The organism is Dokdonia sinensis, from assembly GCF_003688895.1.
Lineage (GTDB): Bacteria > Bacteroidota > Bacteroidia > Flavobacteriales > Flavobacteriaceae > Dokdonia > Dokdonia sinensis.
This window is the reverse complement of the sequence record NZ_REFV01000003.1, coordinates 243,435-260,835: the sequence shown is the minus strand read 5'-3', so window position 1 is coordinate 260,835 and position 17,401 is coordinate 243,435. Positions and strand designations below refer to the sequence as shown.

Below are 17,401 nucleotides of genomic sequence, written 5' to 3'. Positions count from 1 at the left end.
TAATTATATACTCTCTTGTTTGAACTTATAGTATAAATTAGACGACCTAACTCAATATGTACTTCAAGACTTACTCAATTTTGAATATAAGATTTCTACTCATTTTTTTACTTCTTTTTTCCGCTTTCGCGAAAGCGCAAGAATATACCCTTTCAGGCTCCGTGGTCGATAGTAATGGAACTCCTGTGCCATTTGCAAATGTACTACTGCTTAATCCGGATCAAGAGATCATTCAAGGCACCATTACCGAAGATAATGGAACATTCACCCTCACGGGGCTGGATGACGCAGGGTATCAATTAAAAGTGAGTTTTTTAGGATATAAAGATTATCTGTCTGATGCCTTTACAGTTTTTGGTGATGAAACTTTCCCGCAAATAGTAATGGACGAATCTTCCGAAGGCCTGGAAGAAGTCACGGTAGTCGGGCGTAAGCCTACGATTACAAGAAAAGCAGATAGGATTGTTTTTAATGTGGAGAACAGTATTTTGTCCTCAGGGAATACACTGGATATTTTGAAGCGCACTCCAGCCGTAGTCGTTAGTCAAGATAATATTACAGTGCGCAATGAAGCAGTGACTGTTTATCTCAATGATCGTAAAGTACAACTGAGCCCTACGGAACTGTCGAGCCTTCTTGAAAATCTAGACGGTAACGCTATAAAATCCATTGAGGTTATCACAAATCCTCCCGCACGATACGATGCCGAAGGTGGTTCTGTTCTCAACATAAATACCTCAAGAGCAGTAGCAACAGGCTACAAAGGAAATATAAATGGAAGAGGAACCTATTCGATTTTTCCTAAGTATAATATCGGGACGAGTCAGTACTACAAAAATGACAAACTCAACCTATTTTTTAATTATAGCTTTAATCCTTCAAAATTTTCAAATCAAAGTGATAATCTGATCAATTATAGAAATGAAGGGGTCACTACCACTTGGAATCAGGATTTTGAGCGTACCTCTAGAACCCAAGCGCATAATGCAAATTTCATTTTAGACTATCAGTTATCGGAAAAATCCGAGCTCAATTTTTCTGCCGTGGGCTTGCTTTCTCCTAATATAGAACAATCAACAGCTTCAACTACAAGTGTTATATCGTCGAGCGCAGATGCATTTTTTATCAGTACTGCCAGCGACATAGATAATGACCGCAATAACATTGCGCTGGATCTACAGTATAAATACACGCTAGAAAACGGACAGTTAAGTACGAATGTACATTTTACCACTTTTGAGAGAGAGCAATTACAAAGCCTCACTTCTGATTATCGCAATGAGAATGATGACTTATTCCGAACCGTACGATTTACGAGTGATGCAGATCAGGACATTGATATATACACGGCGCAAATAGATTATGAGGCGACCATAGGCGAGTTTGCATTTGAGACAGGAGCAAAAGCAGCTTTTATTAATTCACAATCTAGAATTGATTTTTTAAACATAGATGATGAAGGAAATTCTGGTCTTGACCAAGCCCAGAGTGATAATTTCCTTTACGATGAAAAAGTATTTGCTGGCTTCTTTTCATTAAGTCGGGATTGGGAAAAATGGAGTGCAAAAGTTGGTCTACGTGCCGAACAGACCAATAGCAAAGGAACGTCCATAGTGCTAGAGGCAGAAAATGAATTAGACTATCTAGAGTTTTTTCCGACAGCTTATTTACAATACACTATTTCAGATAATCATAGGGTAGGACTGGATTATTCGAGACGTTTGAGCAGGCCACGTTATGAGGATCTTAATCCTTTTGCAATCTTTTTAAATGAGAATAATTTTAACGTAGGTAATTCTGGATTACAACCATCATTTAGTAATCGCTTTAATTTCAATTATACTTTTAAGAATGAATACTTTTTTGATGTGTATTACAGGGATAATGGCGAGAATATCGTGACGCTTGCCCAGCAGGACAATGTAAATCAAATATTGCGCACTGAACGACAGAATGCAGTAGGAAGTAAATCTTGGGGAATAGATTTGAACCACGCTAGGGAAATTGGCAACTGGCTTTACGTTGCAACGTATATAAGTCTTTTTCACGAAGAGGACACTTTTGTTGCCACCCAAAGTGGTGGAGTAGAGTTTACAAATAGCGTTGATGGGCTGTATGTATACTTAGGGAATAGTTTTACACTTGATAAGAAAAAAACCCTTACTGCAGAGGCTACCATAGAGTATATATCAGAGTTTATCCAGGGAGCTTACATACAAGACGACGTCTTCCGTTTAGATATAGGGCTGCGCAAAAGATTGTGGGATCGTCGTGCGTCACTGTCCGTAAATTTTGGAGATGTTTTTAACAGAGCAACGGCTCTCGTAAGTGCAGATTATCTCAATCAAGACAATAGTTACTTCCCTAGAGTTGAAACGCAATTTTTCCGAGTAGGGTTCCGATATAATTTCGGCAACTTTAGATTGAGAGATAATGATCGCGCTATTGACAATTCGGAAAGGGAAAGATTGAAGCAAGGAGAATAGTTCTTGACATATAATTTTAAACATTTACTTTTATGAAAAAAATCAATTTTAACATTACTAATTCTGACAGCTGTTTCTGCTGTTGTAACTCTTAGTTCATTTAGAAGCGATACAAAGAAATATTCGGAACAAGATTTTTTTGAAATTATTGCATCTGAAAAAGCCTTTACAGATGAAGAAGTTCGGATTTTAATAGAGCAAACTAAATTTGAGACAATTAGTCCAGCAATGATAAGAAGATGTGACGGGAGTTCTAATGATTACTGTAAAGGGGATTTCCCTAACGGTGTTCCAAGGCCTAAATGCTGTATAAAGGCTCTTCCGCCAAACCAATAGAACATATATAGAAAGGCTGTCTGTAAAGGCAGCCTTATTATTGAAAATCATCTATAATTTTTTTGACAATGGTTATCTCCCCATCCCAGAAACCCAATACGTACGTGTCGCATTCACTTATAACTTTGGGAATTTTAGATTAAGTGATAACAATAGGGATTTAGACAAAAAGGAGCGAGAACGTTTAGGATCATCGCAATAGTCCATATACTTTATATTTGTCGTTTAACGATGTAGATATTTGCTATGCGTATAGATTATTCTCGTAGGATTTTCGGCTTTGATCTTCTTAGGGGTGGTGCCACGGTTACGGTAGTTGCGGGACATTCAGTACATATCCTCCCGGATACTACAAATACACTTGCTGCGGGGATCAATTTTTTAGGAATCCTCGGTGTTGAGATGTTTTTCGTTTTAAGTGGTTTCCTTATTGGTCGGATTCTTTATAATCTTTTGACCAGAAATGAGATAATACGTGGGGAATTCCGATATTTTTTGGCGAGAAGATGGTTTAGAACCCTTCCTAATTATTACTTATTGCTCTTAGTTAATATCGTTTTGCTATTCCTGTTAGGAAGGGAAATGCCAGAACAATTGTGGAGTTACTTTATTTTTTTACAAAATTTCTCTTCCGGTATGGGAGGTTTTTATGGAGAAAGTTGGAGTCTTACTGTGGAAGAATTTGTGTATTTGCTTGGACCTATTCTATTATTTTTAGGAGCTCTAAGTTTTCCCAAAAAAAACCGAAAAAAACTATTTCTTTATATCATTCTAACAATAATAGCTTCTGCAATGGCCATAAAACTATGCTATTATTTCAATCTTTCAGATTTAAGCGGAGCTCGATGGAATGATACTTTACGTACTGTAGTAATATATCGCTATGACAGTATTTTCTATGGAATGGTAGCAAGTTACATCGCATTACGATATCCACAATTTTGGAAAAGAGAAGCAATAAAAGCGGCTATTTTAGGGTTGGTAATAGCGGTAGGAATCGTTATGATGCTCATCATTTTTAAGTGGACTCCAGAAACGGCGCCATTCTTTTGGAATGTAATTGCTCTCCCATTAATCTCGATAGCATTTGCTCTAATTATGCCATTGTGTTCCGAGATGAAAACTGCGCCAGCTTACATAAGGAGGCCCATAACCTACATTAGTATTCGTTCTTATACGATGTACTTGCTTCATTTTGGAATAATATTAAAAACGATGCTCTATCTTTATCCTACAGAAGGAATGTCTCGAGAAGCATTAATGGTTTATGCGATTATCTATATGGGAATCGTATTTGGTTTAACTCATTTATGGTACCGCTATGTTGAAAAACCTGCAACAGACCTTAGAGATAAGCCCTCAGTAAAAAAATGGTTTCTATCTTAAAGGAGCAAAACATACAGAACCGAAGAATTTTTGGTCTCGACCTGATGAGAGCTATTGCAATCCTTGCTGTTCTCGGCTCACACACTTTATGGATATTTCCTGAGGCTACCGGCACACTGCCTTCACTTTTGAAGTTTGGCGGAGTGATGGGTGTAGAGCTGTTCTTTGTGTTGAGCGGTTTTCTCATAGGGCGCATTCTTTTTAAAATATTTACGAAAGACGATTTTACAATTGTTGATCTGAAATATTTCCTTGTCAGGCGCTGGTTTAGGACATTGCCTAATTATTATTTAATTCTTATTCTTAATATCATTTTGGTCTCGGCTATCGGTAGGGCATTGCCAGATAGTTTGCCTTTGTATTTTGGTTTTTTACAGAATATGACTTCCGGAATGGATATTTTCTTTACAGAATCTTGGAGTTTGCCGGTAGAAGAGGTTGCCTATGTTGTTGGTCCGTTTTTGTTATATGTTGTAGTTTCCGCTTTCGCGAAAGCAAAAAAAGAAACTATTTTTCTCTTTACAACATTAAGTATCATCTTAACCTTTTTAATGACCAAGGTTTTCTATAATCTCCATGTTGCAAACAGTTCTCTAGATTACTGGAATATTAATCTTAAAGCGGTCGTGTTATATCGTCTGGACGCTATTTACTATGGAGTCCTAGCAGCTTATTTGTCATTAAAACATCCTGATTTTTGGAAGCGGAATAGTGGATTTCTGGGTATTGCAGGCGTAGTGCTATTTTTGGGGTTTCAATGGATTTTGGGAAAATATCAACTTTCCATTGCGCAGGCGCCTTTCATTTGGAATGTACTATACCTTCCTGTTGTTTCTATATCATTTTGCTTTTTCCTTCCTTTTTTATCCCAATGGAAAAAAGCTCCAAAATTCATAGGAAAACCTATCTTTACATTAAGCATTATTTCCTACGCAGTTTATCTATTGCATTACGGTATCCTATTGCAAGGAATGCGCTGGTTGCAACCTATCGAGGGACTCAATAATAATGAGCGACTCCTATTCGCAGGAATATATCTGTTGCTCACGATACTTATTTCCTACCTCTGGTACCGCATTTATGAAAAGCCGATGACGGACTTGCGTGACCATCCTAAGATAAAAGGCCTGTTCGACCGTTAATCTATCCAGTCTACAATAAACAGGTTCGTATCACGGCCTCCACCGTTATTTCTGTTAGAAGAAAAAGCAAGTTTCTTACCGTCATTAGAAAAAACAGGAAATGCGTCAAAGGTCTCCCCGTGTGTCACACGTTCCAGATTCTTCCCGTCTATGTCAATCATATAGAGATTAAACGGAAATCCACGCTCTGCTTCATAATTAGACGAAAAAAGGATTTTTTTCCCACTAGGGTGAAAAAATGGACTCCAGTTTGCATTTCCTAATCGTGTGAGTTGCTTTAAGTCTGAGCCGTCTGCATTACAGATGAAGAGTTCCATTTCTGTAGGTTCTACGAGACCATCTGCAAGGAGGTCTTTATACTTTTTAACCTCTGCTTCGGTTTTTGGGCGACTGGCTCTAAAAATGATTTTTGTCCCGTCTGGAGAGAAAAAAGCTCCACCATCATATCCCAGCTCATCCGTAATTTGTTGTACATCTGTCCCATCTAGATTCATGGTGTATAACTCCAGATCGCCGCTTCGGGTTGAGGTGAACACAATTTTATCACCCTGAGGAGATACGGTAGCTTCGGCATCATAACCTACTTCAGTTGTGAGCTGTTTTGTGATATTTCCTTCTAAGTCTGATACAAAAATGTCAAAACTATCATATACTGGCCAAACATAGTTTCCATTCTTACGTAATGGCACTTCTGGACATTCCTTATTGGCTAGGTGGGTAGAACCGTAAACGTAATGCTTATTGTCTGGAAGGAAATAGGCACAGGTGGTACGCCCCATTCCTGTAGAGATCATAGGGGGATTGTTGGGCTGCTCCCCGAGCGGAGCCGAGGGGAAGCTTTCTCCCACATTCATTAAGAACATCTGGTCACATTCCATTCCCCAGGCTTTATTGTTAGATTGAAAAACAAGTTGCTTGTCGTCAAAACTCCAGTAAGCCTCTGCGTTATCACCGCCAAAGGTCACCTGTTGCATATTCTTAAAATGCTTCTCTTCAGGGTAAATGAGCGGGTTATCTACAGATTTTACGGCCTCTTCCGGATCTATAGGTGCTGCTTGAACTTTAGTGTTTTCTTTTTTACAGGACACTAGGATTAGAACGAGTAGGGCTATATAAATACTTCTCATACAGAATGATTAATTTTGCACAAAAATAAGTCATATTTATATGAAAAAGGTTTTTGCTGTTATCGCTATTCTGGGAATGTTTGCTTGTCAGGAGAAAATGGAAAAGAAAATATCCTTTGAAGATGATGTTGCTTTTCTTGCTTCAGATGACCTTGCAGGTCGAGAAACAGGAACTGAAGGGGAGATCAAAGCAGCCCATTATATAAAAGATCGTTTTAAGTCTATGGAATTGCAGGCAATGGGGAATGCAGGAACTTATTTCCAGACGTTTACATTTGCGCCAAAAAATGATCCTCACGGGGAAGTCCGCTTTCGCGAAAGCGGAAAAAACGATTCCCTTATCACAGGAACAAACGTCATAGGTTTCCTGAATCATAAAGCCAAAAATACTATTGTAATAGGCGCGCATTATGACCATTTAGGAATGGGAGGAGAGGGATCATTACATAGAGAAGGAGCCGCTATACACAATGGTGCAGACGATAATGCAAGTGGTGTCGCCATAATGCTGCAACTAGCCGAAACGCTGAAAGCCGAAAATTACAAAGGCAATAATTACCTATTTATCGCTTTTTCTGGCGAAGAGATGGGCCTTCTAGGTTCTAATTTCTTTACTAAAAATGCTACAATCGATTTGTCGACCGTAAACTATATGATTAATATGGATATGGTGGGACGATTAAATGACGACAAGGCACTTGCTGTTCATGGTACGGGAACTTCTCCTATTTTTCCGCAAGCAGTATTTTCGGCAAATAGTGATTTTAAAATTGCAGAGCATAAGAGTGGCGTAGGTCCTTCTGACCATACCTCTTTTTATCTGAATGATATCCCTGTATTACATTTTTTTACTGGCCAACACGAGGATTATCACAAACCAGGAGACGATAGCCAGAAGCTTAATTATGATGGGATGGCGCTTATCCAAAAGTACATCGAGGCCATCATCCTAGAGCTAGATGATAATGGTAAAATAAAATTTACTAAGACAAAAGATGAAAGCGCGGCAGTTCCCAGCTTTAAAGTGGGCCTAGGCGTAGTTCCAGATTATTTATATAGTGGTTCTGGAATGCGTATAGATGGCGTGAGTGAAGGGAAAGCAGCCCAAAACGCAAAGCTACAACGTGGCGACATTGTTATTAAAATGGGTGATAGTACCGTGACAGATATGATGAGTTATATGCGTGTGCTTTCTACCTTTGACCAAGGAGATACCACAACGGTTGTTATACAACGTGAAGGTGAAGAAATAGAAAAAGAAGTTACTTTTGTAAAGGATTAGGGGTTCGCTTTCGCGATTTATCCTGAGCTTGACTCAAGGAAAGCGGCATAAACTGTTCCTTGAGTAAATAAATATATAATCTGCAGTTGCAGCACAAAAAAGACCCCTGCCTGCGCAGGGGAGATTATGGCAAAAATAGGAAATATAGATGTAGGGGACTTCCCGTTGCTACTAGCACCGATGGAAGATGTGAGTGATCCACCGTTCCGAGCATTGTGCAAGGAACAGGGCGCAGATGTAGTATATACGGAATTTATATCCTCAGAAGGACTGATACGTGACGCTGCAAAAAGTGTGATGAAGCTGGATATTTATGAGAAGGAGCGTCCGGTGGGTATTCAGATTTTTGGTGCAGTAGAAGAATCTATGCTCCGTAGTGTAGAGATTGTAGAGGCTAGTGGGCCAGATATTATTGATATTAATTTTGGTTGTCCTGTAAAAAAGGTAGTTTCAAAAGGAGCTGGGGCTGGTATCCTAAAAGACATAGACTTAATGGTAAGCCTCACTAAAGCGATGGTAAACCATACAAAGTTACCCGTAACCGTAAAAACGAGACTAGGCTGGGATCACGATAGTATAAAAATAGTCGAGGTTGCCGAAAGGTTGCAAGATGTAGGTTGCGCAGCAATTTCCATACACGGACGTACCAGAGCACAGATGTATAAAGGTGATGCAGATTGGGCTCCTATAGCAGAGGTTAAGAATAACCCACGAATGCATATTCCTGTCTTTGGGAATGGCGATGTAAACTCTCCGGAGCGCGCTGTAGAGATGCGTGATAAATATGGACTAGACGGAGCAATGATAGGTCGAGCTAGTATAGGTTATCCTTGGTTTTTTAATGAAGTAAAACACTTTATAGCAACGGGAACCCATAAAAAGCCACCTACATTAGAAGAGCGGGTGCAAGCTGCGCGCCGTCACTTACAAATGTCTATAGACTGGAAAGGCGAGATTCTAGGTGTTTTTGAAACTAGACGTCACTATACAAATTACTTTAGGGGAATTCCGCACTTTAAGGAGTATCGAATGAAACTTGTGACTTCAGATAAAAGTGAGGACGTATTTGCCGCCATGGATGTTATTGAAAAAGAATTTGCGGGCTACGAGTTTGTTTAGAAAGACGCTATTCTATATTCTCAATCATTCGTTTATTTATTTTGCTTGCAGCAAGTCTGGCTGCGATGATTCCTAAGACTAAAATCAATACGTAAACTATAAGGATATTCAGCGGTTCTACAATCATAGGCCAGGGGAGTGTAGGTGTTATCATTTTAAGTGCAAATTGCTCTTGTAAAAAGGCCACCAGTAAGCCTAAAATGATTCCTATAAATCCCCCTAAAATTATGATAAGCGCTCCTTGAAGGAAGAATGTTTTTCTAATTTCCTTAAGCGATGCGCCTAGATCAGATAAGGTTTTAATATTTCTTTTTTTATCGATGATTATCATTATCATACTTCCTACAAAGCTAAAAAGAGCGATAATAAGTATAAGTGTGCTTACAAAATATAGCATTAAATTCTCCGTGTTTAGCATTTTGTGTAAAGCATCATTCAGCTCAATGCGATTTTTAATGATGACTTTGTCCGTCCCTAAAAGCTTACCTATTTTATCTCGAACTTCATTTTCATCTGCGTCTGGAGCAAGTTTCAAATCAATGCTAGTCACAGTATCCACGTCATAACCTAAAAGTTGCCCTACAAAATCAATATTGCCAAAAATATGATCTGTACTTATCTCACCGGCATCTATGATCCCACTTGCTACCGCACTACTTTTTTTGAAGGCTTGGGTTGGGTCTGTAATTTGGCCAGCGCCAGGTTTAGGAACCATAATACTCATCAAATTACGATAATCTCCTATGCCTATACTTAGATTTCTTGCAACTCCTGCACCTATCGCAAATTCTGGCTCACCTACTTCAGGCCATAAACCATAGGCAATTGTTGTGTCTATGGGGTTTACATCCAGATAATGTTCGTCTACACCTTTCATAATCGCTAAGTGTCTTTTACCTCTGAATTCGAGGTAAGCTCTTTCTTCTATAACTTTAGAGAATTGTGCAACCCCTTCTGTGTTAGATAAGTCTTTTTCATCATCAGAGGTGATAGTAAATGTTTTGCCTTGGGCAGGAACTACTTTTAGATCTGGATCAATGACTGAGGTTATAGAGAGGTTAAATTCCTTTATTCCTGCAAATCCCGAAACGACCACAACGAGTACAGCTGTTACTATTACAATAAGAAATACAGAAATTGCCGTAATTATATTTACAGCACTCGTACTACTTTTTGAAAAAAGATAACGCTTTGCGATGTATAGCGGGAATCGCACTATTTTTTCTTCCTTTTTGGGAGGAGGGTTGGGTCTTGGATAGGATTTTCACCTCCTTTAAGTGACTTGTCTATGTTTTCGATATATTCCAGAGAGTCATCTATGTAAAAGTTAAGTTCAGGCATACGACGCAGCTGGTGACGGGTGCGTTGGGAAATTTCGTGCCTAATTTGCGAATTAATCTCCTTAATTTCAGAAAGAATGTGTTCTCCTTTACTGCTGGGAAAAACGCTTAGGTAAACTTTGGCAATAGACAAATCTGTAGGTACTTTTACCTTAGAAACCGAAATAATAATGCCCGTAGTTCCATTGTCTCTAAGGGTGGCTTGAAGGACTTCGGCGAGGTCTTTTTGTAAAACTCCTGCTACTTTTTTCTGTCTATTACTTTCCATAGCTGCAAAAGTACAGTTTTTTAGAATTGTGATACTTTTGTTTAACGTAGTTTATGGGGTTATTGCGCTTTCGCGAAAGCGTAAAAAAAGCAACCTCTAAATCTAAGAAAAGAGATATGGATAAAATTGAACATATAGGAATAGCTGTAAGAGACCTTGAGAAGTCGAACGACCTGTACGCAAAACTCCTCGGGAAATCTCATTACAAAATGGAGGAAGTGCTTTCTGAAGGGGTGCGCACCTCTTTTTTTGAAGTAGGTCCAAATAAAATAGAATTACTGGAAGCCACAAGTGTCGAAAGTCCTATCGCTGGCTTTTTGGATAAGAAAGGAGAAGGGATTCACCATATTGCATTTGCGGTAGACGATATTGTAGCAGAAATGAAACGGTTAGAATCTGAAGGTTTTAAATTATTAAACAAAGAGCCTAAGTTAGGCGCTGATAATAAGCTGGTTGCCTTTGTTCATCCTAAGACTGCAGGCGGTGTTCTGGTAGAACTTTGTCAAGAAAGGAAGTAATAGTTTTTAAATCCTTTGGTTAATAATAGAATTATATTAAATTTGCACCCGTTTTCGGTCCCATAGCTCAGCTGGTTAGAGCATCTGACTCATAATCAGAGGGTCCTTGGTTCGAGCCCAAGTGGGACCACTTTAAGTTCTTAACAATCCTATTTCTGCAGTATTATTTTGTATTGCAGTAGTAGGATTTTTTTTAGATTGAATTGTCTTATATCCAGAAATAATTCATTTCAAATGAATGAGTTAGATTTTTATTTTATAGTTCAAACTTAGAAAAGGAAGCTTAAATTGTGATTTTATCGGTAAAAAGCGTATAATTGCCGTTGAATTACAGCAAATGATATTATAATATAATGTTTGCCTAGGCGTTACTTTAAGTAATACAATGGTGTTACATTTACATACATTATGAGCCCCTTACTAAAAAAAATAGCCTTATCGGTACTGCTGGCATTTGTGCAATTAACGCTTTTTGCTCAGGAGGTACCACCACCACCTCAAAGAACTCCACCTTCTGGGTTGCCTATGCCTATAGATAATGGGGTAGTATTTTTATTAGTTGTTGGGTCGGCTCTCGGTGTCTTTTTTGTGCTTAAGAATAAAAGAAACCGCAAAGTGGCTTAATATCCAGAAGTAAGTCGCTTCACATATTTTCCTATAACATCAAATTCAAGATTTACAATCGTTCCTTTTTTAAAGGAATTGAAACCTGTGTGCTCGTAAGTATATGGGATTATGGCAACGCTTAAGATTCCTGGTTTAGAGTCTACAACAGTAAGGCTTACTCCATTTATAGTTATGGAGCCTTTTTCGATAGTTACGTTGCCTAGGGACTCATCGTAAGAAAATGTAAATCTCCAACTTCCATTTTCATCCATAATATCTATGCAGGTGCCCACCTGATCCACGTGGCCTTGAACTATGTGTCCATCAAGCCGCGCACCTAGAATCATCGCGCGCTCTAAATTTACAATATCACCTACTTTAAGATGTCCTAAATTGGTTTTGTCCAAGGTTTCTTGTATGGCTGTGACAGTATATGTGTCACTTTCTAAAGCAACAACGGTGAGACACACGCCATTATGGGCTACGCTTTGATCTATTTTTAATTCCTGAGAAATGGCACTACTTATGGTTAAATGAATATTTTCTCCCTCTGTAATAATCTCTTTGACCTTGCCTAAATCTTCAATGATACCCGTAAACATAAATGCTTTTTAATTGGTTACTTTTGTCTAGTAAAAATACGAAACCTCACACAGCAAAAATGAAGAAAGAGCAGAAAATAAAAGTTGGGATTTCCTTAGGTGATCTTAATGGTATCGGGCCAGAAGTTGTACTAAAAACATTTGCAGAGGCTATGATGTTAGATTTCTGCACCCCGGTGATTATAGGTTCTGTAAAAGTGCTCAACCAGATACGTAAAGAACTTGATGTGGAACTAAGCTTGCATGGGATTGACGCTTTCGCGAAAGCGCTAGAAGGAAAAGTGAATGTTCTCAATATATGGAAAGAAAATATCTCAGTAGAACCTGGTGTCGAAACGGCTGAAGCTGGCAAATATGCGTTAGAGTCATTCTTAACTGGGGTTGATGCTTTAAAAAATGAAGAAATAGATGCTCTTGTGACTGCGCCTATAAATAAAGCAAATATCCAGACCGAAGCATTTAAATTTCCTGGCCATACAGATTATCTCGCACAGGAACTTACGGGTGATGCCATGATGCTTATGGTTTCGGAATCACTCAAGGTGGGCTTACTTACTGATCATGTGGCCGTTAAGGAGATTTCTGGAAAAATAACTCCAGAGCTTATTACAAAAAAAATAGAGACCCTTTATGTTACATTGCAACGTGATTTTGGTATAGGTAAACCTAAAATAGCTTTACTTGGTATAAACCCACACGTAGGTGACAACGGGGTGATAGGAGATGAAGATGATAAAGTGCTTATTCCAACATTAGAAAAAATACGGGCAACGGGAAAAGTTGTTTACGGCCCTTATGCGGCAGATAGTTTCTTTGGTTCTGGGAATTATAAGAATTTTGATGCTGTGTTAGCCGCATATCACGATCAGGGATTAATACCTTTTAAGACACTTGCTTTTGGTAAAGGTGTAAACTATACTGCGGGGCTCAATAAAATAAGGACCTCGCCAGATCACGGTACGGGATATGACATCGCAGGAAAAGGTGATGCAGACCATAGTTCCTTTAGAGAAGCCGTGTTTACAGCAGTTAATATTTACAAACACCGCAGCGAGTATGATGTGCTCACAGAAAATGTGCTAAAAGTGTCCCCTAGAAAACCTGGAGGAAGAGGGCGTTCTAGAAATGAAGGTGGGCGTAAATATGACAAAAACAGCTAAGGATAATATTGCGCCTTAGGCTTTAGGAGAGCGCTAAAATAAAATACTTAAGAAGTTTTGTAATATATAATTTTGTGTATCTTTGCACGCTCCTAACGGATGATGAGATGAAAGATTTGAAACTATTTACAATACAGTATGTAGGTTTAAAGGAGGGAGAGCATCGGTTTGATTATAAAATTGATCGTGCGTTCTTTGAACATTTTGACTATGAAGATTTTAACGACATCGACGTTAACGTTGTCTTGACTTTTGTCAAGAAATCTACACTTATGGAGCTTGATTTTAAAGCTACTGGTGTTGTAAATTTAGACTGTGATGTGACTAATGAGCCTTATGATGAGCCTATAGATGCTTCTTATGAGCTCGTTGTAAAGTTTGGGCAAGAGCGCAATGATGATTTTGAAGATATTCTAATTCTTCCTTACGGAGAGTATGAAATAAATGTGGGTCATTACATATACGAACTTCTTGTGCTTTCTTTACCTAATAAACGAGTGCACCCAGGTGTTGCAGATGGGACTTTAAAATCAGAAATACTCGACAAGCTAGAAGCAATGAGTATTCCTAGTCAGAAAGAAGAAGAACCTATAGATAAAACAGAGACGGATCCTAGATGGGATTCACTTAAAAAACTATTAACAGATAAATAAGAGTACATAATGGCACATCCTAAGAGAAAAATCTCGAAAACAAGAAGAGATAAGAGAAGAACACATTACAAGGCTGCTATACCTCAAATTGCTACAGATCCAACCACGGGTGAGTCTCACCTTTATCACAGAGCTCATTGGCACGAAGGTAAATTGTACTATAGAGGGCAGGTGGTAATTGATAAAACAGAGGCAGAAGCAGAGGCTTAGGTCATAAGTCACAACATAAATAAAAGACGCTCACGCTGTGAGCGTTTTTTTTTATGAACAGTTGGCGCAAAAAAAGTTAATTCTGGGCGTGTTTTGCTCAATTTTTATTACTTTTCGTAACTTTTTGTGCTGTTTTGAGGCATAAAAGTTAGAAACCTAACTGAAACTAATGAATAAAATCTCAGCGGCAATTACAGCTGTAGGGGCATATGTTCCAGAATACGTCTTGACCAACCAGATTCTGGCAACAATGGTCGACACGAACGACGAGTGGATTACCACTAGAACCGGAATAAAGGAACGACGCATTCTCAAAGATCCTGATAAAGGGTCGTCATTTCTGGCTGTAAAGGCAGCACAAGACCTTCTAGAAAAACGTAATCTCGACCCTAAAGAAATAGACATGGTAATTGTGGCTACGGCTACACCAGATATGCCCGTGGCATCTACTGCAGTATATACAGCAACGCAGATAGGGGCAACAAACGCATTTGCTTATGACCTTGTAGCCGCTTGTTCTAGCTTCTTATATGGAATGTCTACTGCAGCAAAGTATATAGAGTCAGGGCGCTACAAAAAAGTACTTCTTATAGGGGCAGATAAAATGTCTTCCATCATAGATTATACAGACAGAACTACGTGCATCATCTTTGGGGATGGTGGCGGTGCAGTCCTTTTTGAACCCAACGAGGAAGGATTGGGCGTGCAAGATGAATATTTGCGGTCTGACGGTATAGGTCGTGAGTTCCTAAAAATAGATGCTGGAGGTTCTATATTGCCTCCATCCGCAGAGACAGTTGCAAATAAGCAGCATTATGTATATCAAGATGGGAAAACCGTATTTAAGTTTGCCGTGTCAAATATGGCAGATGTAAGCGAGAAAATAATGATGCGCAATGACTTGTCTCATGATGATATAAGCTATCTTATTGCACATCAGGCAAATAAGAGAATAATAGACGCCACAGCAAGACGTATGGGACTTGAGGAAGAAAAAGTACTTATGAACATACAGCGCTATGGCAATACGACATCTGCAACATTACCATTGTTGATGAGCGATTATGAAAACCAACTTAAAAAAGGAGATAACATTGTTTTTGCCGCATTTGGTGGCGGATTCACGTGGGGTTCCATCCTCCTAAAATGGGCCTATAACTCCTAATTAACCTTAACTGAATAATTCAAACACTTATGGATTTAAAAGAAATTCAAAACCTGATTAGATTTGTAGCAAAGTCTGGAGCAAGCGAAGTAAAGCTTGAAATGGATGACGTAAAAATCACAATTAAAACAGGAGCAGATGAAGAAAAGGGTGGTACTACCATCTTGCAGCAAATGCCAGCAATGCAGCAACCTGTGCAGGCAGCAGCTCCAGCAGCCCCAGCGGCTCCAGCAGCACCCGCAGCACCCGCTTCTCCTGCAGAAGATGAGAATGCAAAATACATCACAATCAAGTCGCCGATCATCGGTACTTTCTATCGCAAGCCTGCACCAGATAAGCCTACATTTGTTGAGGTAGGAAAGAGTATTTCAGAAGGTGATGTGCTTTGTGTGATAGAAGCAATGAAGCTCTTTAATGAGATAGAAAGCGAGGTTTCAGGAACAATTGTAAAAGTTCTTGTAGATGATTCTTCTCCTGTAGAGTTTGATCAGCCATTATTCTTGGTTGACCCATCATAATATAATCCTTTAACAGGTTCTATAAATAGTAGTATAGGTTTTAGGTACGCTTTTGCAAAAGCGTAATCCCTACAACCCGCTACCTTAAAATGACTACCTATGTTTAAGAAGATACTTATAGCAAATAGAGGAGAAATTGCCTTGCGCGTCATCCGTACGTGTAAAGAAATGGGCATAAAGACAGTTGCTGTATACTCTACCGCAGACCGTGAGAGCCTCCACGTAAAATTTGCAGACGAAGCCGTTTGTATAGGCCCAGCTCCGAGTAGTGAGTCCTATCTCAAAATGGCAAATATTATCGCCGCTGCCGAAATTACAAATGCAGATGCCATTCACCCGGGATATGGTTTTTTATCTGAAAACGCAAAATTTTCTAAAATTTGCGAAGAGCACGATATAAAGTTTATCGGTGCTTCTCCAGATATGATAAACAAGATGGGAGATAAGGCGACCGCAAAAGCCACGATGAAAGCCGCAGGTGTGCCCTGTGTACCAGGATCTGACGGGATCATTAAGGATTTTGAAGAGTGTCAGAAACTGGCAAAAGAAACAGGTTACCCAGTAATGCTTAAGGCTACTGCCGGAGGTGGTGGTAAAGGAATGCGTGCCGTTTGGAAAGAAGAAAACTTACACAAAGCTTGGGAATCTGCAAGACAGGAATCTAAGGCAGCCTTTGGTAATGACGGGATGTATATGGAAAAACTCATAGAGGAGCCACGACATATTGAGATTCAGATCGTCGGAGATAGTAAAGGTAAGGCATGTCATTTATCTGAGCGAGATTGCTCAGTACAACGCCGCCACCAGAAGCTGACAGAAGAAACCCCGTCGCCATTTATGACAGATGAATTGCGCGAAAAAATGGGGCAAGCAGCCGTACGAGCCGCTGAATATATAAAATACGAAGGAGCGGGAACCGTCGAGTTTCTTGTAGACAAGCACCGTAATTTCTATTTTATGGAGATGAACACAAGGATTCAAGTAGAGCACCCGATTACAGAACAAGTGGTAGACCACGATCTTATACAAGAACAAATTCTAGTCGCAGCAGGTGTTACAATATCTGGAAAGAATTATTACCCACAACTTCACTCTATTGAGTGTCGTATAAATGCGGAAGATCCTTATAATGACTTTAGACCTTCACCAGGGCGTATTACAAATTTACATACACCAGGAGGTCACGGGGTTCGTATTGATACACATGTGTATAGTGGGTATATGATACCTCCTAATTATGACTCTATGATTGCAAAGTTGATTACAACAGCGCAAACACGTGAGGAGGCTATAAGTAAAATGAAAAGAGCTCTTGACGAGTTTGTGATCGAAGGTATTAAAACAACCATACCTTTTCACAGACAACTTATGGATGAGCCCGATTATATAGCTGGAAACTATACCACAGCATTTATGGATACTTTTAAAATGAATCCAAAAGAAAAGGAATAGTTTAAAAATCCATATCATATTTTAGAAACTC

Annotated in this window: 18 protein-coding genes and 1 tRNA gene; 15 read left to right on the top strand and 4 right to left on the bottom strand. The window is 39.1% G+C overall.

The window, feature by feature from the left end; genetic code table 11:
- Positions 1-80 precede the first annotated feature (80 nt).
- The 4 genes from EAX61_RS05100 (at position 81) to EAX61_RS05090 (ending at position 5,350) form a co-directional block, all read left to right on the top strand.
- Positions 81-2,486: an outer membrane beta-barrel family protein gene (locus EAX61_RS05100; RefSeq protein ID WP_161555198.1), complete on the top strand. Its 2,406-nt coding sequence runs from the start codon at positions 81-83 to the stop codon at positions 2,484-2,486.
- A 376-nt stretch (positions 2,487-2,862) separates the two neighbouring features.
- Positions 2,863-3,024: a hypothetical protein gene (locus tag EAX61_RS16435; RefSeq protein WP_161555197.1), complete on the top strand. Its 162-nt coding sequence runs from the start codon at positions 2,863-2,865 to the stop codon at positions 3,022-3,024.
- 44 nt (positions 3,025-3,068) lie between these two features.
- Positions 3,069-4,208, top strand: a complete 1,140-nt coding sequence (locus EAX61_RS05095) for an acyltransferase family protein (RefSeq protein WP_121916583.1) — start codon at positions 3,069-3,071, stop codon at positions 4,206-4,208.
- Complete coding sequence (locus tag EAX61_RS05090) at positions 4,193-5,350, top strand: acyltransferase family protein (RefSeq protein WP_121916582.1); 1,158 nt, start codon at positions 4,193-4,195, stop codon at positions 5,348-5,350. Before EAX61_RS05095 ends, EAX61_RS05090 begins: the two co-directional genes overlap by 16 nt.
- Here EAX61_RS05090 and EAX61_RS05085 read toward each other — a convergent pair.
- Positions 5,347-6,477 carry a TolB family protein gene (locus EAX61_RS05085; protein ID WP_121916581.1) on the bottom strand — a complete coding sequence of 377 codons (1,131 nt, stop codon included), beginning with the start codon at positions 6,475-6,477 and terminating at the stop codon, positions 5,347-5,349. The genes EAX61_RS05090 and EAX61_RS05085 overlap by 4 nt on opposite strands.
- Before the next feature lie 40 nt (positions 6,478-6,517).
- Here EAX61_RS05085 and EAX61_RS05080 point away from each other — a divergent pair, with 40 nt between their 5' ends.
- Positions 6,518-7,759, top strand: a complete 1,242-nt coding sequence (locus tag EAX61_RS05080; protein ID WP_121916580.1) for a M20/M25/M40 family metallo-hydrolase — start codon at positions 6,518-6,520, stop codon at positions 7,757-7,759.
- Positions 7,760-7,885: 126 nt separating this feature from the next.
- Complete coding sequence (gene dusB, locus EAX61_RS05075; RefSeq protein WP_121916579.1) at positions 7,886-8,878, top strand: tRNA dihydrouridine synthase DusB; 993 nt, start codon at positions 7,886-7,888, stop codon at positions 8,876-8,878.
- A gap of 7 nt (positions 8,879-8,885) precedes the next feature.
- On the opposite strand, the gene EAX61_RS05070 is transcribed toward dusB, so the two are convergent.
- Both EAX61_RS05070 and rbfA read right to left on the bottom strand, forming a co-directional pair.
- Entirely contained in the window at positions 8,886-10,094 is a 1,209-nt protein-coding gene (locus tag EAX61_RS05070; RefSeq protein WP_121916578.1) for an ABC transporter permease, read from the bottom strand.
- Entirely contained in the window at positions 10,094-10,486 is a 393-nt protein-coding gene (gene rbfA / locus EAX61_RS05065) for a 30S ribosome-binding factor RbfA (RefSeq protein ID WP_121916577.1), read from the bottom strand. Before rbfA ends, EAX61_RS05070 begins: the two co-directional genes overlap by 1 nt.
- Before the next feature lie 116 nt (positions 10,487-10,602).
- Between rbfA and mce the strand changes: the two genes are divergently transcribed.
- The 3 genes from mce (at position 10,603) to EAX61_RS05050 (ending at position 11,628) form a co-directional block, all read left to right on the top strand.
- On the top strand, positions 10,603-11,004 hold the full coding sequence (gene mce / locus EAX61_RS05060) for a methylmalonyl-CoA epimerase (protein ID WP_121916605.1): 402 nt from the start codon (positions 10,603-10,605) through the stop codon (positions 11,002-11,004).
- A gap of 56 nt (positions 11,005-11,060) precedes the next feature.
- Positions 11,061-11,134: transfer RNA gene (locus tag EAX61_RS05055), tRNA-Ile, on the top strand.
- Positions 11,135-11,412: 278 nt separating this feature from the next.
- Positions 11,413-11,628, top strand: a complete 216-nt coding sequence (locus tag EAX61_RS05050; protein WP_121916576.1) for a hypothetical protein — start codon at positions 11,413-11,415, stop codon at positions 11,626-11,628.
- On the opposite strand, the gene EAX61_RS05045 is transcribed toward EAX61_RS05050, so the two are convergent.
- The gene (locus tag EAX61_RS05045; RefSeq protein ID WP_121916575.1) at positions 11,625-12,212 is read right to left on the bottom strand and encodes a riboflavin synthase; all 588 of its coding nucleotides are present in this window, start codon (positions 12,210-12,212) and stop codon (positions 11,625-11,627) included. The genes EAX61_RS05050 and EAX61_RS05045 overlap by 4 nt on opposite strands.
- 59 nt (positions 12,213-12,271) lie before the next feature.
- Here EAX61_RS05045 and pdxA point away from each other — a divergent pair, with 59 nt between their 5' ends.
- The 6 genes from pdxA (at position 12,272) to accC (ending at position 17,370) form a co-directional block, all read left to right on the top strand.
- Complete coding sequence (gene pdxA, locus EAX61_RS05040) at positions 12,272-13,372, top strand: 4-hydroxythreonine-4-phosphate dehydrogenase PdxA (RefSeq protein WP_121916604.1); 1,101 nt, start codon at positions 12,272-12,274, stop codon at positions 13,370-13,372.
- 107 nt (positions 13,373-13,479) lie between these two features.
- Complete coding sequence (locus EAX61_RS05035; protein WP_121916574.1) at positions 13,480-14,025, top strand: YceD family protein; 546 nt, start codon at positions 13,480-13,482, stop codon at positions 14,023-14,025.
- A 9-nt stretch (positions 14,026-14,034) separates the two neighbouring features.
- Positions 14,035-14,235 carry a 50S ribosomal protein L32 gene (gene rpmF / locus EAX61_RS05030; RefSeq protein WP_121916573.1) on the top strand — a complete coding sequence of 67 codons (201 nt, stop codon included), beginning with the start codon at positions 14,035-14,037 and terminating at the stop codon, positions 14,233-14,235.
- Between the two features lie 169 nt (positions 14,236-14,404).
- Entirely contained in the window at positions 14,405-15,400 is a 996-nt protein-coding gene (locus EAX61_RS05025) for a beta-ketoacyl-ACP synthase III (protein WP_121916572.1), read from the top strand.
- A 29-nt stretch (positions 15,401-15,429) separates the two neighbouring features.
- Complete coding sequence (accB, locus tag EAX61_RS05020; RefSeq protein ID WP_121916571.1) at positions 15,430-15,918, top strand: acetyl-CoA carboxylase biotin carboxyl carrier protein; 489 nt, start codon at positions 15,430-15,432, stop codon at positions 15,916-15,918.
- Positions 15,919-16,017: 99 nt separating this feature from the next.
- Positions 16,018-17,370: an acetyl-CoA carboxylase biotin carboxylase subunit gene (gene accC, locus EAX61_RS05015; RefSeq protein ID WP_121916570.1), complete on the top strand. Its 1,353-nt coding sequence runs from the start codon at positions 16,018-16,020 to the stop codon at positions 17,368-17,370.
- The last annotated feature ends 31 nt before the right edge of the window (positions 17,371-17,401 follow it).